This is a genomic window from Hungatella sp. L36 (assembly GCF_014288035.1).
This window is the reverse complement of record NZ_JACOPC010000002.1, coordinates 560,653-584,018: the sequence shown is the minus strand read 5'-3', so window position 1 is coordinate 584,018 and position 23,366 is coordinate 560,653. Positions and strand designations below refer to the sequence as shown.

Sequence of the window (23,366 nt, the reverse complement as noted above, 5' to 3'; positions counted from 1 at the left end):
CCAAAGCTTCTGGCTTCGTAGGCGGAAGCGGCTTTTACCACGTTCCCAGCAACACCGGCTATTGCAGCCCCCGCTACTGCACACTCTTCCCGCTTGGATCGATATAATTCGGCGTTTTCAGGATAACAAATATCATCATATGGAATTGAGTATACTTCATTATTATTTAATAAAAAACGTAACATATATACTTTTCGTTGTATAATAAACGACTTTTTCGTATAAACCTATCAATAATCTTATTTCTTGATAGAACCCATGTATTATTGATATCCTCGATAACTAGCGCATCATATTCTTTGGGAAAATTAGGTAAAAACGTTTCCTTTATTGGTATTGAATAATGATAAAGTCCGTTTTTTAACATAAGCCCCTCATTCAGAGCTAGATCACAAGCCTCCTTTAATAATTTTCCATCATAGAATTCAACATAAGGACTTTTGTTTTTCTTTAAGGTCATCCCTAAAATCTATGGATCTACGCCGCACCATCGACTTCTATAGCCAAAGTTCCAATTCAAGAACTTTTCACTGCTAAACGCAAAACAACCTCTTCCATGTAATTTATAATTAATACCATTTACATAAAATTCCATAATATGAGTCTTGCTAATATATTCAAAAAAATCCCACTTTGTTTTAAGTTTTAAATTTTTCTGTTCATTTCCCCCTTCCAGCAATATACGTATATCATTTACATTTGCAATATATTCATCAATAATAAAATTTATTTTATCCTCCACAGTATCATCTCCCACAAATTTCAAATTATCGAACTCCTCGCATTGTCCTCTTGCTCTTGTAAAGCAACATGACCGCCCGTGTTGCTTTCTGGCTGGCTTGGAAAGATCCACCTATATCGACTCATTGCCCCGATGTGAAATAGTACCATTGTTCAGATAAATTATGAAAAAATCGTAAGGTTGAAAAGTGTGCGGGTTAAAGTGAAGAAAACTACCCATACATTTAAACCGCCATAAGCGGGGAGCAGACTCCCTATAAAGTCACCATTTTTAACCTGTACTTTATCACTGGACACAGAGATTACAAAATCAAAATTAACAATGAAGGATTTGTGGATCCGTATAAAATTGGTATGGCGCCTGTCCATCTGTTTGATAAATTCCTCCAGCTTACCTTTTACAGATATAATTTCATGAACTGTAATCAGTTTTACATAATGCCCATCAGACATTATATATAGTATTTTTCCATATTCAATATGTTGAAAACTCTGGCCGCCATTAAAAGCTAAAAGTGCCGCCCTTCCATTCAGCTTATCAATGGCTCTGGAAAAGGAAGAAAAGAATTTCTCTTCACTGATTGGCTTTCCTATGAAATCAAATACATCCGCTGGAAGAAGGGTTATCAGAACCTGCTCATGATTTGATACATATATCAATATGGCATCCTTTGTGCCCAGTACTTTTCTCATCATCGCATAGCGCAATATTAATCATTTAATTTTACCCATTATTAGGAGTATAGCAAGAACTGCGACCGCATAGAACATACTTCCACTGATTTACGGCTTAAACTGATAGAGGACGGCCATGAAAACAAGTACGATGACCAGTCCTAACCGCGTCCGTCTCCTATATATACATAGTTCAGTTTCAGACAGGGGTTTATTACTGCTTTCCAATGGAACAACAAAGAAAATTATACCAGAGGATACAGCCATAATGAACAGAAACACCCAGAAATCCAGTTCCATATATTTCAGCCCCAAGAGGGACACAATAACAATAAGGATAGAAAATAGGTAACATCGAGCGGGAGTCTGTGCATGATACCCACCAGCATAACTGCGGATGGGAATGGAGGTGAGCATGAAAACCATGCATTGCCACCCCATTCCCATTAACAAGCATCAGGCCATACCTACAGAGTTCTTTTACTTCTGCTGTGATTTTTCCCTGCTGGAAAAGAAATTCAGTTATTTTGTCCGATAAAACCCGGATCATTTAATTTTGGTGAAATTATTACTATACTCTCCTTTTTCAAAATTACTTTAGGGCAGGCATTTACAACGTTCTTAAGAGATTATTAATTGAAAATCCCCCTCTGGTATGATAGGGTAATATTGAACTTTACAGACGATTCCAAAGCATTCAAATCCTATCATGAAAAGAAAGCAAAGGGAGTCCATTATGATAAAATCACTGAACCTTTTCGTTCCTGCTGTCCTGGCGGCCGTCATGCTGTCAACTGTTTCCTGCGCAAAAGCGCCGATTTCCATCGACAGTGAATCCGCCTCTTCTTCCCCTGCTGCCGTTCCTGACATGCCCCTTGGGACGGAACCTGTCCAGACTGTCAGTCCGCTGGAGGAATACCTTTCCGTCGTTGAAAGATATATTGACGATGTCATATTTCAGACAGCGGACGAAGAAGATGTAAGACAACTATCGGACAAGCTTCAGGGGCATTATGAGATCACCGGACGGACAGACGGCGGCGGACTGGAATATTATGTAGCTGTCAGACGTGAGGATGCTCCGGTATATGATGACTACGATTCACTGAATGTGGGTGAGCTCGATGCTCAGCTTTATGTTGGTTATTATGACCAAAATTCCGATCCTGTCGTCCTCTATGAGTTGGGAGGCTACTCCCTGCTGGACATGCCTTTTGGGTATGATACCGGTCTGGACAGCTTCTGTTTTGGAAAATACGATGATGACGCCTTGACAGAGAACCCATCCTTTCTCTATGCATTCAGCCAATCCGGCAGAGATATGCTTGATTTCATGAAGAGCAGGCCGGAACTGTCCTTTTACCAGGAAGGACAGTCTTATGTCCAGTTTTATTATCAGGATGAGAGCACGATAAAATTTTATTCTGAGCCATATACCTGCAGCATCGCCCTTACCGGCGCGGAGCAGGAAGAACTCCGCCAAAAACTGGAGACTTCTAAGACCGAAGAAGGCATCGGGAGCTTCCAGGAAGCCATGACTTTTATGCGTAAAAGGGGCGGTATAAAAGACGGAATCTACTCCACAGGTTCCTCCCTGCTGCTCGACGGCCACCGCTATAAGAGCTTCGGTAATTCTGAGTTTCCAGGATATTTGATGGTTTTGGATGAGGAAACGGGCGATCTTCTCTCCCTCGAATATAACGAGGATATCTGCCGGTTCATCAGGGAAAAAGTGAAGGCGGCCGTCGGTTTGGATTATGGATATGTGGATTCCGGCTGGTTTAAGACGCCGCTCAAGAGTGCTTCTATTGCATTTCCAGAATATATGGGGATAAGCGGCGCCGAAGAGGCCCAGCTGCGGACACAGACTATAGAAGACAGGACTAAGCTGGATGCCCTTGAAAAGCTTATGGATCAGGCGCTGAACAACGGAGAAGTCTACGGATTTTCCGCCTGCCCTTACGTTGCCCCTGTTGATTTTGTCCGGGAGGACGGCGAGACGCTGCGCATATTCGTTGCCACAGATTCCTGTGATTCCATGGCCTATGAGGGCCGGATCAGCTTCGAATACGGCAGGCAGGCCGATTTGGCAGCCATCTTTGATGAGGCGATGGTGAAACGGCTGGAGGAATAGAACATAAAAAGGAGGAGCATACATTCGCTCCTCTCCATCAAATGACGCCAGTTTATACTGTTTATTTCGTTATTCTGTCAACCATGCCAATAACTCTGATTTCACCTGTTCCAAAATCTGTTGTCCAATGATTTCGTCTCCTGCACTTCCTGCTAAGGTACAGTTGAATGTGCATACATCCCGAAAGGTACTAATTGTCAATTGAAAATATGGTGGAAGCCGAAATGTACCTGCTAAAGAGCAGCTTACAACATCGATATTTTTAAAATAAAGTCTCATATTAGCTATGGTTAAATGGTCAGGCTCTGATTGAAACCTGCGCAGATCAGCCGGACAAGGAATGACAACCTTATTGATATGTTGGAGACGGGCAATCACGCGAACATAGGCCGTCATAAAAACATCGTTGAGGCTTACACCGCATTTTTTTGCTTTCGCCTGAAGTGCTGTCAGATCATCGGACGTAATGCTGCAGTTTAACCAGAAATAGTTCTTCCCATTTGAAACAGGCCGCAATGGCGGAACGGCGGTATAGCGCCCTCTTCTGGTCTGCACGGTTGGCGGCTGAACATGAATATTTTTCAAGAGAGGGGCAATCTCTCTCTTGTTTTGTAAATGAACAGCTGGAGACTTGCCGTTATATAAAGAGGCCAAAAGGTACAGATATTGTAAAAATCCATTGCCGTCTGTTAGTATGTGGCTTATTCCAATCAGAACCGTATCTTTTCGCTCTTCTCTATAAATGGTAATTCGAAGCTGGGGGCACTGACTTAAATCCCATCGCAGAGCTTCCACCAGATCGACTTCCACCAGATCGTATTGTTTGATAATAACTGTATGATCCGCAGTAAAACCTTGATTGACAAAGCACCCGCGCCTGAAATTGTAAGAATATAGAACCTCCGGTACGATTTTGCTGGATAAGTGTATCGCGTTTTTTAGGCGGGCTGTATCGAGATTTCCCATTGTTTCCATGCGGCAATACAGCAAGGGATATACCTGGTTCCTATGGGTGGCTTCTACGAAATCCATACATTCACATTTTGTGATGTTGTTACTTCCTTTCCCTGTCTTCCTGCGGCAAAAGCCGATGACGATCTTTTTTTGATTTTGAGTTTGCTTATCCATTCGTTTGATCTCCGTTTTCTTCGCATGATCTCCGTTTTTTATTTTGTCACATTGATGTCCCCATTCTTTGTTTCCAACCCTATTTTTACGTCAGCGTCATTGCCAATCGTTCCCCCAGCTGTTTTTTCAGTAATGGATAACAATTCCGGAAAGGACGTTTGGGTAGTGCCGTTTTGGGTTGTGGCAGTAAACGCAAAATGCAGGCTATCTGGAATTACCAGCGTAATGCTGCCGTTTTTGGTGTATGCGGATAGGTCGCCGGTTACTTCCGCAAAAGTAAGCTTTAAGCTCCCATCTCCTGTTACTTTAAAGTTTCCAGAGCCAACGCCTTCGTCCACTGTCAAATCTCCGCCTTTCGATTTGTATTCAATCATGCCGGTTATGGAATCCAGCCGTGTATCTGCATTGGTAGTATCAATTGCACAAACTTGCGCGGAAATATTTTTTGCCGTCAGCTTTCCTCCGGTGCTTTTAAAAACAATTTTGTCAGCGGTAAGGTTGGAAACTTCAAGTTCGCCGTTGGTCGTATCGGCGTGGAAACTGTCTAATGTCAGGGCAACACCGGATAAAATGTTTCCGTTCGTTGTATGAATGGAAAGGCTGTCCTGATAGGCCTCCGGCAAATAAAGCTCCATATAGGAATGCACGCCGTTCCCGATGGGACGCGCGCCCTCGGATATGGTTAGTACGCCTCCCACTAAATCTATTTTGGCGAAATACGATTTTTGGGTTTTATCCATATACTCCACAACAACAATTTTGTCAGAATTACACTCTTTCATGGTCACGCTTTCCCCATCATAATCGACCATAATTGACTTCACATCGGTCAGTGAAAACTCTTTCGTTTGGGTGGGACCCTGCGAGCTGGAACAGCCGCCGGATAATGCAGTAAGACACAGAAGACTTGCCAGTGCGGCAGCGATTTGCGTTTTTGAAAACATAATAATTCCTCCTATAATTGAATGGTTCATTTAATAAAATGGGTATTTTTATACGGGGTCTCTCTGCGCCCCGTATAAATGATTTATTTCTTGTAGGCATATAAAAGATTATCCATACAAATCTCTTTTGCCACAGAAACAGGAATGTTCTTTTGCGTTTCAAATGCATCGTTCTGGACGTGCATGCCCCACCAGGCTAAGGTTTCGACAATTTGTTGCGCAGTCAGCTCCGGGTATTTAACCGCCCGCATCTCTCCGCTGTGAAGATAGATCTTGACGTAGCGTAAAATATTATCAAAAAAGCTTTTACGGTATCTTTGATAGTAGTCTCCCAATACGCCCATATCGTTTATGTTTTTTTCTAATACGAGACAGCCGGTTCCATATCGCGCTATTGTATCAAAAGCGTCAGAAATCATTTGTTCAAATAAATATCCGTCTGCTTCTCTTGATAACGGTTGGCTGAATTTTGCGTGGCTTTCATTCAGGACCGTAATAATTTCTTCGGACAGCCTCTCGAAAAAACGTTCATCAATCGGATATTGAAATTCCTGCTGTATAAAATCAGGGTCAATGGTACATTTCAAAATAAAGTCCAAGATGTCCTTTTTCCCCTTAAAATATACATACAGCATACCTGTTGATAAACCAATCTCCTTAGCGATATCTTTCATTTGAGTTCTCATATATCCCTTGTTGATAAACAAAGAACTTGCGGCTTCATAGATTGTCTGCAGTCTGTTCTCCACGGGTGCCCTCCTTTTATTGAACTGTTCATTCAATTACAGTATACACTGCTCATTAGAAATGTCAAGTGCACCAGATGTCAATCGCGAAAATTTCCTTTTGTTGTGGTTTCAAGGGCTGTGATAGAGCATAACAGTCCCAGCCGTATTCCTCTTGACCGCAATCTCTTTTCGCGTGATCACTCCGCGCGATTGCAGGAAGCTTCGAAAGATTGTCAAAAATACATTCAGACAATTGGTTCGGGCGGTATGACAGTAAGATTATTATTATAAATGTCCAGCTCCGTAATCCAGCTTCGATACTGCTCATATGCGGCCTTCTGGGAGACGTAATTCTGCTCTTCCGCAATGCATTCCTGTATGATCGTATTCTGGCTTTCTATTCTTTCTTTCAGGGAACTGCGCAGGAGATGGTTATTCTGTAGAGCAGCGGACACCTCCTCACGGACCTCCGTTTTGTCTGTCGAGCAAACCAACTGATCGGATATGGGACAGACGGGTTTGTCAAGGCTGGAAAGTGTCGTATGGAAAAGCTTAATATTACGTTCAATCACCATGAGTTCGCAGTTCATAGCCATTCTTCTGCTTTCTGCTTCTGCTTTTCGCGAACAGGTATCTATGAACTGGCGGTCAGACGGCTGAGCAACCGGCACCTCTCCGATCAGCTTCTGAAGCTCAGTGATCCGCCGATTCTGAACAGCGCGCCGTTTGACCGCCTCTTCGTACTGATTCCATTGTTCCAACACACAATTCATACAGTTTTGCTGCATGGTTCGTTCTGGCAGCAGGTTTCGGATTACTGACAGCACGCCCTGGCAGGTGAGCTTCCGAAATAAAACCCTGACCCTTCCATATCTGCGCCGCTGCCCCGGAGGGTGCCCTGAAATCCAGCCGCGGTTCTGAGGGCTGACCACAGAGGCGTCTCTGGGAAGCATGGCCAGAGACGCATAGTCTCTTTCTGCTTTTATTTTCAGGCGCTGATCCCCGTATTGTTCTGTTGTTTTCTGCTGCCTTTTTAATTTCTCGGCTTTCGATTCCTTTGCCATTTTCAGTTCTCCTTTTTGAGGGTTAAAAGTATGGATAGACATACTCTGTTGCCGGTTTCTCTGCTTTGTCAATACTCTGTGCTTTCAGCATCAGGGTCTCGCCGTCCGCGCTGGCTTCGAGCGTTCCTTTTACGACCACCCAGTCGTCCTCCTTAAAATCCAAAGTTCCGCTGCAGTCTACCAGGAAGCCGATCGGTGATAAATCCGCCGCGCAGCACCACATAGACAGACGAACCAAAGCGAAATCACTGATTTTTTCTATCTCAGGGTCTTTGTATATAAATCCTTTCATCACGACGGTGTAGCCCTCATACTTTTCGTAGAAGGAACTCAGCTCATACATCCAGGTATAGTAATCTTCGTCTGCGATTGTGATGGTTTTTGTATCCTCGTCCAAACCGTTTAAGTCGTACCAGGGACTTTCGTCTTCGTTGACGGCTGTTTCATCGGCTGTTTCATCGGCTGTTTCACCAGCTATTTCATCGACGGATTCATCAGCGATTCCTTCCGTGATTCCTTCCGGGGATCCTGTGTTTTTTGTGGCTGTTCTGTTTTCAGACGGTGTATCGGTTTCTAAAGCTTCCTGGCTGTCTGCCACGGAATCCTTTTTTTCACTTGGCGTCTTCTGATTTCCTCTGGCAGACAGAAGCCCGCCGCCATTTCCTGCTGCCATCGAGATCCCGGGACCGTCGTAATTTTGAATCATACTGCTTCCTCCCGGTGCAGCAGGACGGACGGCGAGCAGCAGAATCGGTATAATAAAAACGAAGGAGCGTGACAGGTTTGCCTTGTACTGCGGTGTCAGCAGTTTCCTTCCCTCCAATACAGTCCAAAGAAGCATCAGAGCCGACATTCCGTAGAGGTACGGCTTCATTCTCGGCGTCACATAGTTCAGATACTCACCCGAGTATGTCAAACGAAAAAGCAGATATCCAAAAATCAGATAACAGCAGCATTCCGTCAGCACCTGGAGATTCCAGCCTTTTCCTTTCAGCATCATATCCATATACCTCCGCTTCCGCACAGCATAAACAGTGCGACTACAATGAAACAGACAAGAAACGCGGTCACGGCCAGCCGGACCACAAACTTCGACCGAAAGCCCGACAGCAGCATGGCAGCATTCTTAATGTCCATCATCGGTCCGAATACCAGGAATCCGATCAGTGGCCCGGCAGGGAGGCTTCCTGCCATACTTCTCGCCACCACCGCGTCGGAGGATGAGCAGAGTGACAGAATAAAGGCCAGCCCCATCATCAGAAGAAGGGCTTTCCACGGGGCAGACCCGCTTCCGGCCAATACGGCAGAAGGAATGAGGTCCTGAAACAGCGTTGATACAAAAATACCGGTGAGAAGATATTTTCCCACGGCAAAGAACTCGTTCTGCGCATGACGGATCATCATGGAAAAACGGGCCGCCCGGGTATTTTCATTACCGGTGGGAAGACTGTAATCTCCACAGCCGGATTGTACCGGCACGGCTTCCTCCAGCAGATAATCCCCCGGTGTCCGGATCAGATAGGTCAGTCCGCAGATCACCGCGCACAGAATCCCCAGACCGCAGCGGACCGCAATCATCCGGTAATTGCCGTTAAAGGCATACCAGGTGGAGAGAATTACCACAGGATTAATAACCGGGGATACCAGCATAAAGGTTACCGCAGAAGGCAGAGGGACGCCTTTCTTAACCAGACTTTTAAAGACCGGGATGGAGGCGCAGTCGCAGACTGGCAGGCAGAAGCCAGCCAGAATCGCAAACAACTGGCCTGTCAGAACTTTTTCCGGGAACCTTCTCTGAATCCAGTCCGGTGGTATATAAACCTGGATGGCGGAGGAAAGCAGGACTCCGATTGCCAGAAACGGGGCTGCCTGTAAAAATACTCCGAGAAATATGCTGGCATAACGCCCAACAGGAACCCCGAAATCTCCGAGCAGGTTAAACGCAAACAGATAAGTCAATGCAGCAGTCAGAACAATCAGGAACCAGTGTCCTGGCTGTGCGTTGAAGTGAAACATTTCACGGACAAATCGCTCCCATTTCCGCTCGGAAAACACCCGGATATCCGGATTGCAGTTATAAAGGAGCCTGGCGTCTGTTTTGCTATGTAAGTGTTTTGTGGCTCTGATGTAAGCGCAGTCGCTTCCTGCAATCTGCGAGAATGCCGCGGCTCCGGCATCGGGAATCCTGTACTGCAGTCCGGTCTCATCCGCCATATAGATTACTTTTTCCACGCTCACCATCGGTGCGGCTGAAAACTGGAGCAGCATTTCCTCCAGCTTGTGGAAGTGCTCCATCCCGTTCCATTCTACCAGCATTAAATCCGGATTGTGCTGTTCTAAATACTCCAGAATCCGGTCGGTAATACTCATGGGTAACTGCTCCAGCTGGCTCTTGGAGAACACCAGCTTCTGAATCTGTCTGTCATTTCGGAGCGCCTCTTCCCCGGACTCGAACTGGATAACCAGGACGTTCAGCTCATGCAGCTCCTCTTCCATCAACTTGTTAATCAGTGTTGTTTTTCCCGAATCCAATAATCCGGTTATGACCCATGCGGGTGTCCTCATATCACAATTCCTCGCTGAATAATGTCTTGATCTGCTGCTCGTCAAGCCCTGTTCCGATAAAACAAAGCTGGTTTCCTTCTATATTTGCAGGCACTATCTCCAGGCTGCCCGGCATAAAATGAAAAATCAGACTATGAGGAGAACTTTTTACAATTCCCTTTCCCCTAAGAATCTCTCCATCCGCCTGCTTTACGACATGCAGCACCTTTTTTCGAAGCTGTTCTTCTGAAAGCGGCTCCGTACACTCCAGCGTTACTGCCGAAAAAACCTCTCTGGCAAAATGACGGTAAAGAATCCCTTTTTTCTGTTTGCTGTCCTTCCGGTATCCCGTTCTGATCTGAACCGGCTTCATGGATACCGTCTGCTCCATACCCAGCTTAAACAGGGCAATATTTCGCGGCCCATACTGGAAGACAGGGCGTGGAATGGAATCCCAGAAGTCCGCTTCAATTCTGGCTTGCGGATTGATATCCAGAATACTTTTTTTTACCCGTCCGATTTCTTTCTGACACTCCTCCTGGTGGCTCAGCAGGATTAGATCTGCATAGGATATCTGGTCCTTAAAAAACTCTCCATAGTTTTTCAAATACTTATCAAAGAAACGGATATCCACCACGGTAATCGTTCGTTGAAGGTGAAGGTTTCCCTTATCCTCCTGTTTTAAGCATAGTCTGGCGATGTCAGAAAGCTTCCCCACGCCGGACGGTTCCACCACAATGGCGTCCGGCGCATAATCCTTCTGAATCCGTTCCAAGGCTTTTTCAAAATCGCCGGTCAGGCTGCAGCAGATACAGCCTGCATTCAAGCTGGTGACCGTCAGGCTGCATTCCCGAAGCAGCCCCGCGTCAATCCCCGCCTCCCCGAAATCATTTTCAATGACAACGATCTTCTTATCCCGGAATACAGAACGTACCATGGTTTTAATTAATGTTGTCTTACCCGCGCCTAAAAAGCCGGATATAATATAAATATCTGTCATTTACTCTCCTTTTCCGCCAGCCTTCCTATCGCGGCAGGCCGGCTTCCTGTTTTAGCTGACCTCCAATCCTCCGGAACAGCCTTTTTCCTGCAAATACCAGAAGCAGGAATATGACGCCAACTAAAACAATGGTTCCTCCCGGTTTTAATCCCAGATAGTAAGCAGCAAACAGTCCGGTAATCATAAAGGTCACATCGAGTCCCACCGCCCATAAAACGGTCTGGCGGTAATTTTTACCGAACTGCATGGCGCAGGCCACCGGAACTACCATCATGGAGGACACAATCAACGCTCCCACGGTTCTGGCTGCGACGGAAACCGTCACTGCGATCAGAAAAGTGAACAGAAAATTTACCGTCCGCACCGGCACGCCGGCCAGCCTGGCGCTCTGTTCATCCAGGGACACGTAGAATAATTCTTTATACAGCAGCAGGAACATCAGAAGCACTGCGGCGCTGACTGCCACCACGAGATGCAGCTCCATATCACTGATTGCCACGATGCTGCCAAACAGAAAGCTGTTAAAGTTTGCCGCATTCTTTACAAATCCGGACAGGACGCCAGCCAGCCCCACTCCTGCGGACATGATGATGGCAATGGACATCTCGGAATAACGCGGCAGCTTCCTGCGGATCAGTTCAATTCCCAGGGAGGCGGTGATACAGGCAATCGCTGCTGCCGCCACCGGATTTATGCCCAGAATCAGTCCGGCCGCAACTCCGGCCAGAGAAGTATGGGACAACGCATCACCGATCATGGACAGCCGTTTAAACACAATGACAATTCCAATACAGGGAATAACGGCCGCAAGAAGGATTCCAACAACAAAGGCACGCTGCATAAAGCCGTAATTAAAGATCTCCATGAGCGCATTCCCCCTCTCCGGCCCGTATCAGTTCCATGCCCCCATTCTCCAAAAGCCAGATATCATCTGCAAAGGCTTCCAGCCGTTTCCGGTCATGGGTAACCATCAGTACCGTTACCCCCTGTTCCAGGTTAATCCTCTTTACCAGCTGGTAAAAATCCTCCGTGCTCCGTTCATCCATCCCCGTTGCCGGTTCATCTAAAATCAACAGCCTGGGTTGACTCACCAGCGCCCTTGCCAGAAGGATTTTCTGCTGCTGGCCGCCGGACAGCCGTCCAATCAGCCGTTTTGCATAATCTTCCATCCCAACCTGGAGCAGTGCCTGGCGGACCTGGTCTTTTTCTCTTTTTCCGGCAAAACGAAAGAGTCCGATCTGGGCATATAGGTTTGCCTGGACGATCTCCTCCACAGAGGCCGGGAAATTCTGACAGGATGCCATGCCGCTCTGGGGGACATAGCTTAAGCACTTCCAGTTTTTAAACTGCCGGATATCGCATCCGAAGATAGAGATTCCCCCATTTTTTTCACCGGAGGATAGTTCCCCCAGCAAAAGCTTTAACAGAGTGCTTTTCCCTGCTCCATTTTGCCCCAGCAGAACCGCAAAGCGGCTCTCGGGAACTGTAAAATCAATTTGTTTCAGGACCTGAGTGCTTCCATAAGAGAAGTTCAGTCCTCTGACTGCAATGGCATCCATCCCGTTATACTCCTTGTCTGTCTTTTGTCATTTTTATTCAGCCTCTCTTATTTCAGCGCTGCCTCCAGCTGTTTTAAGTTCTCCTCCATTACCGAGAAGTAGTCGGCGCCGCTTTCCAGTTCCTCATCGCTTAAGCCTTCCAGCGGATTTAACACCTGTACTGACGAACCGGTTTCCTTTGCAATGGTTTCGGCAACCTTTGGGCTTACCAGCTCTTCGAAAAAGATAACCCTGACATGATTGGCTCTTACAAAATCGATGATCTCCGCCATTCTTGCAGGGGAGGGCTCAGAATCCGGGGACAGTCCCTCGATTCCCACCTGATTGAGACCGTAGGCGTCACAGAGATAGCCGAAGGCTTCATGGGATACCACAATATCCTTGTTCGGCAGGGAAGACAGGGTATCTTTAAATTTCTGATTTAAGTCAGCGAACCTGGAGGCGTACAATTCGTAGTTGGCTTCATAGTAATCCCTGTTGTCAGGATCTGCTTTTATGTAGGCATTCTTGATATTTTCCATCTCTTTTTCCGCATTCAGAGGGCTGAGCCATACATGAGGATCATACCGCCCCTCTTCTTCCGGTTCCCCGGCGCCTTCCTCCTCCTCATGGCTGTGGCTGTGGCCGTCTCTAAGCGCCACCCCCTTGGAGGCCTCCACCGATATCAGATTTTTGTTATCTAAGCTGGCCAGCACATCGTCCACCCAGTGCTCCATTCCGGCTCCGCTGTAAATGAACAGATCGGCTTCTTCCAGATTCCTGATATCGGCAGCAGCCGGCTCCCAGTCATGGGGTTCTGTGCCGGACGGAACCAGGGTAATCACTTCCGCCTTGTCGCCGCCGATTTTAGCTGCAAAGTCGTACATGGGATAAAAGCTGGCCATAACCTTCAGCATTTTTTTGCTCTCCATGGCATCTGCTTTGGCTGCCGGGTTCGGCGCAGCGGCTCTTGTGCAGCCGGAAAGCATGGTAGCGGAAACAAGCGCTGTCATAGCCAGCGCACACAGCATTTTAATCGAATAAAATTTCATAAAATAAATCCTCCAGATTGTGTTTTTTAGTCATTCAGCCCTTCGGGCAGAGAAAAAGGGTACACAAAAACAAGGCAGATTTCATGACAGGCGTATCCTGTCAAGCCATACACAAAAAGTGAACGGCTAACTGCCTTGCGCGAGGATGATTCAATTATCTAAACGGATTTTTAAGCTGACCAAAGATACCGGGCACAGAAAGAGTCCGGTCTGACAGAGTGATAAGATTTTTGAAATGACAAGATATGCAAAGATGACAGCTGCTCCTGTTCCAACTGCTTTTGACAACAGCTGTATTGTACATACGCAGGCTTCGATCTCCGCGCAGACAAGGCAGTCTTCACCCGTACAGTCATGCTCAGCATGTGTGACGATAAAAAGACCGGAGAGAAGCAGCACTGCGGTCACAAGAAACGCAGCAAGAAATGCATAGAGTCGTTTGTTTTTATTAAAATAGTTCACTTCCTCTCCTCCTTTCCGTCTCACTGGCATTTTCAATCCAGCATTTTTACATTTTATATATTATAACAACAGTTATGACATTGTCAAGGAATCATTTTCGCTTCCGCTGCTAATAGGGATACACATACCCGTCCACCGGTTCCGCCGGCATGATATGGGATACCATAATCAGAGGATTGGCATACTTGTGTCCGCCATACTCCTCGTAGGCTGCCGTAAGCGTTCCCTCTACCGTCACCCAGGAATCTTCTTTCAAGTCCGACGCACCCGGATAACTGCACATCAAACCAGCCGGGGCTAAATCAGCCACACAGCAGGTCATGGCAAGGCGGGCGGCTGCGAATTCATCTTTCCCGAAGGACTCCGGATCTTTTAGTACATATCCGGTTATGACAATCGTGTATCCTGTATACTGCTCCATGTGTAAATACAGTTCAGAATACCACATGCCAAACAGGTCATCAGATATTGTGATCTTCTTCTCCGCCGCATTCAGCCCGGGCAGCTCCGCTCCAGTCTCAGTTCGTGTACTGATTAATGAATCCGCCGGTCCATGGAAAATCATGAACAGAAGAAACGGGATTATCAGCAAAAAGATCACCTTTTTCAATTTAAAGTTCGTTTTTCCCGCATCCAGACTTCCTGTGACAACATAAACGGGGCTTTTCATAGTTCTCCTTATAAAAAAGTTCTCCCTAATGTTGTATTCTCTGTTTTTAGAATTTATACACGTCCTGCTGAAACATAGTTCCCCCTGTTCCTGCATACTATAAAGAGAAATTTTATGTTGTGAGGCTTTCTATGAACCGTCTTAAGCGTTATACACTGGCTGGAATCCTTTTTGTTTCCGTGTTCGGTACTCTGTCACATTTTCTCTATCAGCTGTCAGGAAACAGCTTTCTGGTCGGACTGTTCGCTCCCGTAGGGGAGTCTACCTGGGAACATATCAAGCTGTTATTTTTCCCGATGCTGTTCTATTCTCTGTGGATGTCAGTTCGTCTTCGGAAGGAAGAACCCGGTGTCATACCGGCGCTGGCAGCCGGAAACCTTGCGGGCTGTGTGCTGATCCCCACCATTTTTTACACATACTCGGGAGTCCTTGGATTTCATCTGCTTTCCCTGGATATCATCACCTTTCTGGTGAGCGTTTTGGCCGCCTTCGCCCTTGCCCTGCGTCTGACTCCAAATGGGAAAATTCGAAAGTATGAACCTGTTCTTGTGGCCGTAATTGCGCTGATTGCAGTGCTGTTTTTCGTTTTCACATACGGTCCGCCGGAAATCGGATTATTTGCAGAACCGGGAATCTGAATAGAAAGCCGATAAACTCGTGAATAATCACGGTTTATCGGCTTTCTTATCACAGGAAATTTAGCCATTGGTCCAGCGTCCGCCTCAACTGTTCCAGATTAATGGGTTTAGCCAGGTGCTCGTTCATTCCGGCTTCCGCCGTCTTCTGACGGTCGTCGGCAAAGGCATTCGCGGTCATGGCTATAATCGGAATGCGTTTGGCATCATCTCTCTCTATGGCCCGGATTTTCCGGGTCGAGGTGCAGCCATCCATCACCGGCATCTGCATATCCATAAAAATCAGATCGTAGTATCCGGGAGGGGATTCCATGAAACGCTCCAGGGCAACTTTCCCGTTTTCAGCGAGTTCCACCGTAACTCCCAGCATTTTCAGCATTTCTGAGGCAATTTCCTGATTCAGATCGTTGTCTTCCACCAACAGGATTCGTTTTCCCATAAACAATGAGCCGGTCTGCGTCTGCTCTTCCGGCTGAGCGGTGCTTTCGCTGTCCAGAAACTGCTTCAGCTTCGAAACCAGGCGGGAGCGGAACAGTGGTTTGGTAATGAAGTCATTGGCTCCTGCCGCCGCTGCCCTGTCTACATAGGTCGAAAAATCATAGGCGGATATCAGAATAATCGGTATCCGGTTCCCCAACGCCTCCCGCAGCCTCTGTGTCGTCTCGATTCCATCCAGTTCCGGCATTTTCAGGTCGAGGATTACCGCAAAGTAATCGCGGCCGCTCTCATGCATCGCAGAGGCCCGTTTTATCGCCTCCTGGCCGTTTAACACCCATTCACACCGGATGCCAAGCGCTTCCAGGCGGGCGCAGGTGTTGATGCAGGTGATTTCATCGTCATCTGCCACCAGGACAGACAGTCCCCTGAGCGCTTCGTCGTCAGCGATTCCGTCGCTTCTCCTTAATATCACCGAGGCGGTAAACCTGCTGCCTGCGCCGTACTTGCTCTCCACCTGTATGCTGCCGCCCATCTTTTCTGCAATGCTCTTACAGATGGCAAGGCCTAAGCCAGTGCCCTGTACGGCGTCGATCTGCTTCTCATCCGCCCGTTCAAACGGCTCAAAGACACGCGTCAGAAATTCGCTGTGCATCCCGATTCCGTTGTCCTCTACCACGAACTCATAGCAGCTTTTCTCCGGATCGTTTGATGGCTTTTCAAAAATCTCCAGCCGGATTAACCCTTCCGTCGGGGTGTATTTGATTGCATTGGTCAGCAGATTCATGATCAGCTGCTGGAGCCGCTGCACATCACCAAGCACAGATTCATGCTCTATATCGTTGAGATGGATCTGAAACTGCTGCTGTTTTTCATCGACCAGAGGCTGTACCATGGATACCACACTGTGAATCAGCTCCGCCAGATGAACCTCCTCCTCAGACAGCGTGATCTTACCGCTCTCTACTTTGGACATATCCAGAACCTCATTGATAATACTCAACAGCAGCTTTGCCGAGGAATCGATCTTATCGAGACAGTCCACCAGACGCTCCTTTATCTCTAAATGAGCTCTCGCAATGGACGACATCCCCATGATCGCATTCATGGGGGTACGGATGTCATGGCTCATGCGGGACAGAAAATCTGATTTTGCCCGGTTGGCTTTCTCTAAATCTGCTGTTATCTGTTTCTCTTTTTGAAGCATCTCCATTAAATTCGACTGGAGGCTGATCTCCTCCGACATATCTGTGTAGGTAGCGTAATAGATGCGGCACTCCGCGGTTGACTCCCGCAGGCTCAAATCGGATCTGACCCACACATACGTACCGTCACCGCGGAGCAGCCGGTACTTCTTGACACTGAAATGATCCTTTTTGAACCCCTCCTGATAATCCTGCCGTACCCATTGATTGTCCGGTTCCGGAATATTGGCGAAAAAATCGTCAAAATACTCACTTTCCAGAACTGCGGCGTTACGGTCAGGAACAACGGCGTCCTCCGCGGTCCGGGGAATTCTGAGGATCCGGTACATCCCCAGATTGGCGTACAGCGGTTTTGCCCTGCCATCCGGATAGAGACGCACGAGAATGACACCCGATGAAATGGAATCCAGCAGATCGTATGCGGCGTCCGTCCGTTTCTGCGACGCCAGAAGCGATTTCTCCAGTTTATTCTGGTAATCTCCATTGATCTGTTCATACCGGGTTTTCAGCAGGAAGATACCGATGATCTGGGCGATCGTCATGACGCATTCCCTGGTCTTCGTGTTGCCTTCCCAGTCTGTACGGAAACGGACGGAGTCGGACAGGCCAATGCAGGCGGCCAGATGGCCCTGAGCCTGAATCGGCGCCTGAAGTAACGAACGGGTGCCGAGCCGTTTCAGAATCGCAGCCGATTCCTCAGGCAGGGTATCCGTGCTCCAGAAAGCGGTGGTACTGCCCATGGCGAAGGCCCCCTTCTGTGCGGCCAGCCTCTTCTGATTGGTGTCCTTCCTATTCCAGGCGGAATCCATGAAGCCTGGTGCGGTCCAGAGATAGGTGTTGATAAACTGACTGTCGGAAACGGAATATTCCGATATGTAGACACTATCAGCTGAAAACTCGTTTCCTACTAATATCAGCACGCGGCGGACTGCCGCGTCAAAATCCGTTTCGTTCCATAGAATGTCCAGGATCCGCGTTTTTAACTGGCTGTAATTATCTGTATTCATATGCTCCTCCGCATGATTCTCTTATCTTCTGTTTCGAGTCCTGGCTCTTCTTATCCTTGTAACGGGAAATGTCCCGGCAGCACACAAGGCATGCTTCCATCCGGTTCCACTGTACAATCGAGGCGTCAGTCAGAATCCACATTCCCAGAATATCGTTGTACAGCTCCATGGTACTCTGCCCGGTCTCAAGGGCTTGTTTAAGCGCACAGTTTTCGCAGGGACTGTCCCGCTTATAAAACACCTCATAGCAGGGCCGGCCGGGTTCTGCTTCCGGCACCAGTTCCTTTGTCTTTCGGTTGAGGTAACGCAGGGTGTAGGTATCCGGATCCAGGACATACAGCCATACCTCCTGCTGATCCAGAACACTGTGCAGGTTCAGCACGGATTCACTCAGGGCATCCTGCGTCCGGTACTTGAGCAGGAACACGGACAGCAGCTTGCCTGTAAAGGTCAGCGCCTCGATCTGCTCCCTGGTCCAGAAACGGCGGATTCCGCAGTCATCAAAGCCTACCAGACCGTAGAAGGTACCATTTTCCCGTATGGCGTACTGCAGGGTGGACAGCACTGCCCGCCCCTCCAGAAATCCCTTTTCCCGGTCCGCCAGTTTGCTGATATTCTGACAGTAAAAGAGTCCGTCTTCACCAAAGTTCTCCCGGTAATCAAAGCCGTTACTCACATAGGGAACCTGCTGGAGGTAATGGATCTGCGGCTCGATGCCTTCGGCGCACCACTCAAAGGTGTTGTTGCAGCGCCGCCCATCTTTGCTGCTTTCAATGATATAAGTCCGGCTGATTTCAAACATCTCCCCGATCAGGGCCAGAATGGACTGCACCGCCCTCCCGAAATCCTCAGCGCCGTATAAAATATCAAACGCCCTCGAAATCAGGGTGGGAAGATTCCACTGCTTCAAACGGTCCGAATCAATCTCCGTGCGGCAGACAGCCGCTTCCGCCTCCGGTCTGCCGATAAGCCCATTCCGCATCTCATCCTGATAGCAGACCGCCTGCTTTTTGCCTGCTGCCTTGGCCCTGTAAAGGGCACGGTCGGCGTGTTCGAATAAATCCCGAAAGCTCAAGGCGCCGCCCCTGGCAAAGGCCAGGCCGACACTGCACGAAAAGGCCATATCTCTCATGTTTTCATGAAGCAGATCCTTCAGAACCGAAAGGATCTCCTCTGCACGCTGCTCTGCCACCTCTTCCTTACGGACGTTTGGCATAAAGATCAGAAATTCATCGCCGCCGATCCGCGCGACCGTATCCTGGCCGCGGAACAGCTTCGCCACATTTGAGGAGAGCTCGACCAGTACCGCATCCCCGAACATGTGGCCGTATCGGTCGTTGATCTGTTTAAAATCATCCACATCCAGAATCATCAGGGCCGACAGGTCATCGGGAGCGCAGGCCGAAAAGTGTGCTTCTATCCTGCCCTGGGCAGAAACCTTGTTATAGAGGCCGGTGAGCACATCGCGTGCCGCCCGGTCCTCCAGGGACGCTTTCTCTGCCTTCTGTGAATCGATATCCACGATCACCCCGACGGCCTTAAATGGCTTGTTGTCAATATCAAACTGAGCGGTGGCGCGCACCAGCCTCCAGCGATAGACGCCGGCTCCATCCGCAATGCGGAATTCGGCTTCCTTATAGGGGATGCCGATTCTCATGGTCTGCATCAGATCCTGAAATACCGGTACATCGTCCGGATGGATGTGCGATATTCTGGGGATCTCACTGCTCACATTCTTTGTAATAGGCTGGTAACCGTACTGACTCTTCCATTTGGGGGAGAGATACAGTTCATCGTTTCGGATATCCCATTCAAAAATAATATCATTCGTCTGTTCCATAATGATATTGTGCCGTTCCAGGGACAGACGCAGCTCCTCCTCCGCCTGATGGTGGCGGGCTGCATCCAGAATTACGCAATACGCAACCTCAGCACCATTCTCCACCGTGATGAGACAGTGATCGGATACCCAGACCGTAAGGCCATCCTTTGCCACAAGACGGTATTCGAGTTGCAGAATCTTTCCCTCGTTGCGCTGTTCCTTAAACTGCTTTGCCAGCTTCTCCCGGTCAGGGGGATATACGAGTTCCATCAGATGGTTTTGAAACTGCGTTTCGATCTCGCGTTCGGAATAATGCAGCAGATTCACGAGGCTGTGGCTGATTTGGATCAGTGTAAAATGCTGATCGCACCGGCACTTCTGAATGCCGCCTAAGAGCAGGTCGGCCGCCGGATAAGCGACCGGCAGCGGTTCGAAAGGAGCCGGATGGCCTGGCTGATCCGGCTGCGGAAATTCTTCCTTGCGCCACACCAGCAGTACCCGGTGCTGACGGGGATTCTCCAGATTGATACGAAGCAGAGAGGCTCTGCACCAGACGTATGTATCCCTGCTGCGGTCCAGGATCCGGTACTTCCGGTCGCGGCAGGTCAGTCCTTCGTCGAAAAGCTCCCTGATATAATTATCCAGCAGGGCTAATACCTGCGCACGGTCTTCGGGATGAACCGCCGCTTCCGTAAAATTGCGGATGGCGTCCTCGAAACGGTTCCCAGACCGCAGCGCGGAAAAATCCTGATCCGCTAAGTAGACCAGATGATAGACACCGGTATCGTAATCCAGTTCCATGACCGTTGAATCCATATGGCGCAGCAGGGTGAAATATTTAAGCTGGCTCTGTTCCAGTGTGTTGTCTCCCGTATCATAGAGGGAGGCGGACGGAATATGCGGAGCCGTCTTGATCTTGCCGGGCAGATGGTCGGCATACTCTGCGGAAAGCTGAGCAAATTTATCCCTCACATTTTTGAAGCATTCCAGAAGCCGCGGAGAAAATTTCCCGCATTCTCCATTCAGAATCATACTGAAGGCCTGGCTGGGGGCGATGGCTTTTTTATACACGCGGTCTGTCGTGAGCGCATCGTAGCAGTCCGCGATGGCCACCACCTGTGCGCAGATGGGGATGCTGTCCCCTTTCAAGCCATCCGGATATCCGTTTCCATCCCATCTCTCGTGATGATAGCGGCAGATCCGGTAGGCATATTCAAAATACTCCTGATCCCGCAGACTGTCCAGGTCTGTGAGAAGCTCGCAGCCTTTCATCGTATGGGTCTTCATGACTTCGAATTCTTCATATGTCAGTTTCCCGGGCTTGTTGAGAATACTGTCGGGAATGGCAATCTTACCGATGTCGTGCAGGGAAGAGGCCTCCATAATAAGCTGGATCTTCCGGCTGTCCAGGTTGTAGACCTGGTAGTTCTCCGCCACGTCCTCCAGCAGAATCTGTGTGAACATCCGGATGCGGCGGATGTGCTGACCGGATTCAAGGCTGCGGTATTCGATGACCGAGGTGAGCATATCGATCACCGCGGCATTGGCCTCCCGCGTGCGCGCGGACTGTTCCGCGACCATCGTCTCCAGCTGCCGCCTGTAGCGGCCCAGTTCAATAATATTTTTAACACGGTTTTTAATTTCAGCGGGATCGAAGGGCTTGGCGATGACATCGGATGCGCCCAGTTCAAATACCCTGGCGCGGTTTCCCATGCTGTCATCCGCCGTGATCACGATGACCGGTGAGTGGTAAAGAAAACGGTTCTCCTGCATCTCCTTTAATACCTCGTAGCCATCTTTTTCCGGCATGACGAGATCGAGGAGAACCACGGTGATTCGTTCGCGGTACTGCCGCAGCAGGATCAGGGCCTGCTCTCCGTTCTCTGCCTCCAGCAGGTTGTATTCATCCTCGAATAAGTTTCTTAATATAGCCCGGTTGAGATCTGCATCATCTGCAATTAATATAGTTTCTTTCCCGTCCAAAGGATCACCTCACTTTTTCTCCGCTGACATATCATATAAATAATTATTATAAAGCATAACCGAAAAAAACTCAACCACATATGGACAGAGTAAATAGCGCGTGAAACAAGCAAATAAAACCGGCAAATGAAACCGGCAAGTGAAACCGGCAGCAGGCGGGACATATACGCATGAAATAGAAAAACGGACTCCGAAGAGTCCGCTGTTTGTAATCCTGATTCTATGGCAGGAAGATGAAAGAATCCCCATCCATCTTTTTTTGTTCCTTTCTATGACAGCATCTGCGACACTACCGGACGCAGCCTTGCAGCCAGCATAATGGCAAGAATGCACAGCAGGCCATCCGGAAACATGGTAGGCAGACAATAGACTGCGAAAATCGCCGCCCAGCCTACGGTGTTCGGTGTAACGACTATAAAATGTGTAATAAAGTAAAAATATAAGATTCCCGTTCCATAATAAATGACGTAACCGATCGCCGCCGCAAGGATCCAGGTCCTGATCTTTGACGAATGCAGGATCTCACATACCTTTCCCATCGCATAGGCCGCAAAGGCAAAGCCCAGCAGAAAGCCAAAGGTCGGCCGGATTAAATAGGCAGGGCCGCCGCCGCGCGCAAAAACCGGAAATCCTACCAATCCAATGACCAGATACGTTGTGACACTGTAAAATGCCCGCTTCGATCCCAGCAGAAGACCTGCCAGAAGCACGAAAAGCCATTGAAGTGTGAAATTCATCGTATCCACGCCAACCGGAATTACAATCTTTAAAAAGGCCCCTACCGCAATTAATGAGGCAAAAAGACCACAAATCGCCATATCCTTCGTCAGTTCTCTTCTTTGAGCTATCACTCCATTTTTCTCTCTCATCTGTATCCTCACCTTTCTGTCTCAGCTTTCGCAAGTGCTCATGATGATTGTACACTTTTTTTATAAATTTTACAATCTTTTTTTAGACGGACTGCGGTGTGAAACGTAGGCGTGTACCGCAGCGTCACAGCCGCAGCCCCTTGATATCCTTGATCCGGGACAGAATCATGTTGCAGCTGCTGCTGAGTACTCCGGGAAGCGGGTCTATCACTTCCTCGATCAGCTGTTCCATCTCCTCTCCCGACGCGGCGACCGCGTGTACATGGAGCTTGTTCTTTCCGGTGACACGGTAGATCTGGGTGATGGTTTCGTTCCGGCGCAGTGTCTCTGTTACCTGGGCCAGTGTGTCCGGGCTTGTCTCAATCTCAAAGTAGCAGGATACGGCTCCGCTGATCTTCTGGGGATTGATAATGGTGGTATACTCTTCGATCACGCCCCGTTTTTCCAGCGACTGGACCCGCATCTTGACGGCCACCCGTGAGATACCGACCAGGCTGCCTATTTCCGAATAGGACATGCGGGCATTTTTAATCAACAGCTGTACAATTTTCTCATCCAATTCATCCAGGCCTTCAAGAAACATGTTATCTCCTTCTTTTACGATCGTTTTTCACGGTCATAGATACAATCATTTCACCAGTTACTCTCCTGATATTATAAAATCAATTGCTGCAAAAGGCAATCTATTAATTGACACACGCTCTTTTAACCGATATAATAATTACGAAAC

21 protein-coding genes are annotated in these 23,366 nt (G+C 48.2%); 2 read left to right on the top strand and 19 right to left on the bottom strand.

All coding sequences use genetic code 11. The features are described 5' to 3' along the window. Positions 1 to 469: 469 nt before the first annotated feature. The 3 genes from H8S80_RS08300 to H8S80_RS35060 form a co-directional block, all read right to left on the bottom strand. On the bottom strand, positions 470 to 757 hold the full coding sequence (locus H8S80_RS08300) for a DUF6896 domain-containing protein (RefSeq protein WP_412299600.1): 288 nt from the start codon (positions 755 to 757) through the stop codon (positions 470 to 472). A gap of 146 nt (positions 758 to 903) precedes the next feature. Beyond that, positions 904 to 1,437: a LytR/AlgR family response regulator transcription factor gene (locus tag H8S80_RS08295; RefSeq protein WP_117631733.1), complete on the bottom strand. Its 534-nt coding sequence runs from the start codon at positions 1,435 to 1,437 to the stop codon at positions 904 to 906. 87 nt (positions 1,438 to 1,524) lie between these two features. Continuing rightward, positions 1,525 to 1,857, bottom strand: a complete 333-nt coding sequence (locus H8S80_RS35060) for an accessory gene regulator B family protein (protein ID WP_412299598.1) — start codon at positions 1,855 to 1,857, stop codon at positions 1,525 to 1,527. A gap of 295 nt (positions 1,858 to 2,152) precedes the next feature. Between H8S80_RS35060 and H8S80_RS08285 the strand changes: the two genes are divergently transcribed. Next, positions 2,153 to 3,550, top strand: coding sequence for a hypothetical protein (locus H8S80_RS08285; RefSeq protein WP_117631729.1), 1,398 nt, complete (start codon positions 2,153 to 2,155; stop codon positions 3,548 to 3,550). Between the two features lie 69 nt (positions 3,551 to 3,619). Here H8S80_RS08285 and H8S80_RS08280 read toward each other — a convergent pair whose 3' ends face one another. The 12 genes from H8S80_RS08280 to H8S80_RS08225 all read right to left on the bottom strand — a co-directional run bounded on the left by H8S80_RS08280 (position 3,620) and on the right by H8S80_RS08225 (position 14,680). Further along, positions 3,620 to 4,678 (bottom strand): hypothetical protein, encoded by a 1,059-nt coding sequence (locus H8S80_RS08280; RefSeq protein ID WP_117631727.1) that lies wholly within the window; start codon positions 4,676 to 4,678, stop codon positions 3,620 to 3,622. Between the two features lie 38 nt (positions 4,679 to 4,716). Beyond that, positions 4,717 to 5,622 carry a DUF4097 family beta strand repeat-containing protein gene (locus H8S80_RS08275; protein WP_181987938.1) on the bottom strand — a complete coding sequence of 302 codons (906 nt, stop codon included), beginning with the start codon at positions 5,620 to 5,622 and terminating at the stop codon, positions 4,717 to 4,719. A gap of 83 nt (positions 5,623 to 5,705) precedes the next feature. Next, positions 5,706 to 6,371 carry a TetR/AcrR family transcriptional regulator gene (locus H8S80_RS08270; protein ID WP_002604114.1) on the bottom strand — a complete coding sequence of 222 codons (666 nt, stop codon included), beginning with the start codon at positions 6,369 to 6,371 and terminating at the stop codon, positions 5,706 to 5,708. A 224-nt stretch (positions 6,372 to 6,595) separates the two neighbouring features. Continuing rightward, the gene (locus tag H8S80_RS08265) at positions 6,596 to 7,414 is read right to left on the bottom strand and encodes a hypothetical protein (RefSeq protein WP_117631723.1); all 819 of its coding nucleotides are present in this window, start codon (positions 7,412 to 7,414) and stop codon (positions 6,596 to 6,598) included. Between the two features lie 22 nt (positions 7,415 to 7,436). Beyond that, positions 7,437 to 8,414 carry a TIGR03943 family putative permease subunit gene (locus H8S80_RS08260; RefSeq protein ID WP_117631721.1) on the bottom strand — a complete coding sequence of 326 codons (978 nt, stop codon included), beginning with the start codon at positions 8,412 to 8,414 and terminating at the stop codon, positions 7,437 to 7,439. After that, complete coding sequence (locus tag H8S80_RS08255; protein ID WP_117631719.1) at positions 8,411 to 9,979, bottom strand: permease; 1,569 nt, start codon at positions 9,977 to 9,979, stop codon at positions 8,411 to 8,413. The genes H8S80_RS08260 and H8S80_RS08255 overlap by 4 nt, the downstream gene beginning before the upstream one ends. A 1-nt stretch (position 9,980) precedes the next feature. Further along, the gene (locus tag H8S80_RS08250) at positions 9,981 to 10,958 is read right to left on the bottom strand and encodes a CobW family GTP-binding protein (protein ID WP_117631717.1); all 978 of its coding nucleotides are present in this window, start codon (positions 10,956 to 10,958) and stop codon (positions 9,981 to 9,983) included. 25 nt (positions 10,959 to 10,983) lie between these two features. Beyond that, positions 10,984 to 11,823: a metal ABC transporter permease gene (locus H8S80_RS08245; RefSeq protein ID WP_002604119.1), complete on the bottom strand. Its 840-nt coding sequence runs from the start codon at positions 11,821 to 11,823 to the stop codon at positions 10,984 to 10,986. Next, on the bottom strand, positions 11,810 to 12,517 hold the full coding sequence (locus H8S80_RS08240) for a metal ABC transporter ATP-binding protein (protein WP_117631715.1): 708 nt from the start codon (positions 12,515 to 12,517) through the stop codon (positions 11,810 to 11,812). Before H8S80_RS08240 ends, H8S80_RS08245 begins: the two co-directional genes overlap by 14 nt. Before the next feature lie 47 nt (positions 12,518 to 12,564). After that, entirely contained in the window at positions 12,565 to 13,548 is a 984-nt protein-coding gene (locus H8S80_RS08235) for a metal ABC transporter substrate-binding protein (RefSeq protein ID WP_117631713.1), read from the bottom strand. Positions 13,549 to 13,698: 150 nt separating this feature from the next. Next, entirely contained in the window at positions 13,699 to 14,040 is a 342-nt protein-coding gene (locus H8S80_RS08230; RefSeq protein WP_117631711.1) for an AraC family transcriptional regulator, read from the bottom strand. 79 nt (positions 14,041 to 14,119) lie between these two features. Beyond that, complete coding sequence (locus H8S80_RS08225) at positions 14,120 to 14,680, bottom strand: TIGR03943 family putative permease subunit (protein WP_117631709.1); 561 nt, start codon at positions 14,678 to 14,680, stop codon at positions 14,120 to 14,122. A gap of 131 nt (positions 14,681 to 14,811) precedes the next feature. On the opposite strand from H8S80_RS08225, the gene H8S80_RS08220 reads away from it, so the two are divergent. After that, the gene (locus tag H8S80_RS08220; protein ID WP_117631707.1) at positions 14,812 to 15,318 is read left to right on the top strand and encodes a DUF6512 family protein; all 507 of its coding nucleotides are present in this window, start codon (positions 14,812 to 14,814) and stop codon (positions 15,316 to 15,318) included. Positions 15,319 to 15,367: 49 nt separating this feature from the next. Here H8S80_RS08220 and H8S80_RS08215 read toward each other — a convergent pair whose 3' ends face one another. From H8S80_RS08215 to H8S80_RS08200, 4 genes are all read right to left on the bottom strand, one after another. Then, the gene (locus H8S80_RS08215; protein ID WP_117631705.1) at positions 15,368 to 17,962 is read right to left on the bottom strand and encodes an ATP-binding response regulator; all 2,595 of its coding nucleotides are present in this window, start codon (positions 17,960 to 17,962) and stop codon (positions 15,368 to 15,370) included. Then, on the bottom strand, positions 17,949 to 21,767 hold the full coding sequence (locus tag H8S80_RS08210) for a diguanylate cyclase domain-containing protein (RefSeq protein WP_117631703.1): 3,819 nt from the start codon (positions 21,765 to 21,767) through the stop codon (positions 17,949 to 17,951). The genes H8S80_RS08215 and H8S80_RS08210 overlap by 14 nt, the downstream gene beginning before the upstream one ends. 269 nt (positions 21,768 to 22,036) lie before the next feature. Then, positions 22,037 to 22,636, bottom strand: a complete 600-nt coding sequence (locus tag H8S80_RS08205) for a biotin transporter BioY (protein ID WP_002604127.1) — start codon at positions 22,634 to 22,636, stop codon at positions 22,037 to 22,039. 124 nt (positions 22,637 to 22,760) lie between these two features. Then, the gene (locus H8S80_RS08200) at positions 22,761 to 23,219 is read right to left on the bottom strand and encodes an Lrp/AsnC family transcriptional regulator (protein ID WP_117631701.1); all 459 of its coding nucleotides are present in this window, start codon (positions 23,217 to 23,219) and stop codon (positions 22,761 to 22,763) included. Between the last annotated feature and the right edge of the window lie 147 nt (positions 23,220 to 23,366).

Excerpts from the sequence above, each read along its gene's own strand:
- H8S80_RS08295 (WP_117631733.1), bottom strand. The coding sequence starts at position 1,437 with ATGATGAGAAAAGTACTGGGCACAAAGGATGCCATATTGATATATGTA.
- H8S80_RS35060 (WP_412299598.1), bottom strand. The coding sequence starts at position 1,857 with ATGGGGTGGCAATGCATGGTTTTCATGCTCACCTCCATTCCCATCCGC.
- H8S80_RS08285 (WP_117631729.1), top strand. The coding sequence starts at position 2,153 with ATGATAAAATCACTGAACCTTTTCGTTCCTGCTGTCCTGGCGGCCGTC.
- H8S80_RS08280 (WP_117631727.1), bottom strand. The coding sequence starts at position 4,678 with ATGGATAAGCAAACTCAAAATCAAAAAAAGATCGTCATCGGCTTTTGC.
- H8S80_RS08275 (WP_181987938.1), bottom strand. The coding sequence starts at position 5,622 with ATGTTTTCAAAAACGCAAATCGCTGCCGCACTGGCAAGTCTTCTGTGT.
- H8S80_RS08265 (WP_117631723.1), bottom strand. The coding sequence starts at position 7,414 with ATGGCAAAGGAATCGAAAGCCGAGAAATTAAAAAGGCAGCAGAAAACA.
- H8S80_RS08260 (WP_117631721.1), bottom strand. The coding sequence starts at position 8,414 with ATGATGCTGAAAGGAAAAGGCTGGAATCTCCAGGTGCTGACGGAATGC.
- H8S80_RS08255 (WP_117631719.1), bottom strand. The coding sequence starts at position 9,979 with ATGAGGACACCCGCATGGGTCATAACCGGATTATTGGATTCGGGAAAA.
- H8S80_RS08250 (WP_117631717.1), bottom strand. The coding sequence starts at position 10,958 with ATGACAGATATTTATATTATATCCGGCTTTTTAGGCGCGGGTAAGACA.
- H8S80_RS08245 (WP_002604119.1), bottom strand. The coding sequence starts at position 11,823 with ATGGAGATCTTTAATTACGGCTTTATGCAGCGTGCCTTTGTTGTTGGA.
- H8S80_RS08240 (WP_117631715.1), bottom strand. The coding sequence starts at position 12,517 with ATGGATGCCATTGCAGTCAGAGGACTGAACTTCTCTTATGGAAGCACT.
- H8S80_RS08235 (WP_117631713.1), bottom strand. The coding sequence starts at position 13,548 with ATGAAATTTTATTCGATTAAAATGCTGTGTGCGCTGGCTATGACAGCG.
- H8S80_RS08230 (WP_117631711.1), bottom strand. The coding sequence starts at position 14,040 with ATGCCAGTGAGACGGAAAGGAGGAGAGGAAGTGAACTATTTTAATAAA.
- H8S80_RS08225 (WP_117631709.1), bottom strand. The coding sequence starts at position 14,680 with ATGAAAAGCCCCGTTTATGTTGTCACAGGAAGTCTGGATGCGGGAAAA.
- H8S80_RS08220 (WP_117631707.1), top strand. The coding sequence starts at position 14,812 with ATGAACCGTCTTAAGCGTTATACACTGGCTGGAATCCTTTTTGTTTCC.
- H8S80_RS08215 (WP_117631705.1), bottom strand. The coding sequence starts at position 17,962 with ATGAATACAGATAATTACAGCCAGTTAAAAACGCGGATCCTGGACATT.
- H8S80_RS08205 (WP_002604127.1), bottom strand. The coding sequence starts at position 22,636 with ATGAGAGAGAAAAATGGAGTGATAGCTCAAAGAAGAGAACTGACGAAG.
- H8S80_RS08200 (WP_117631701.1), bottom strand. The coding sequence starts at position 23,219 with ATGTTTCTTGAAGGCCTGGATGAATTGGATGAGAAAATTGTACAGCTG.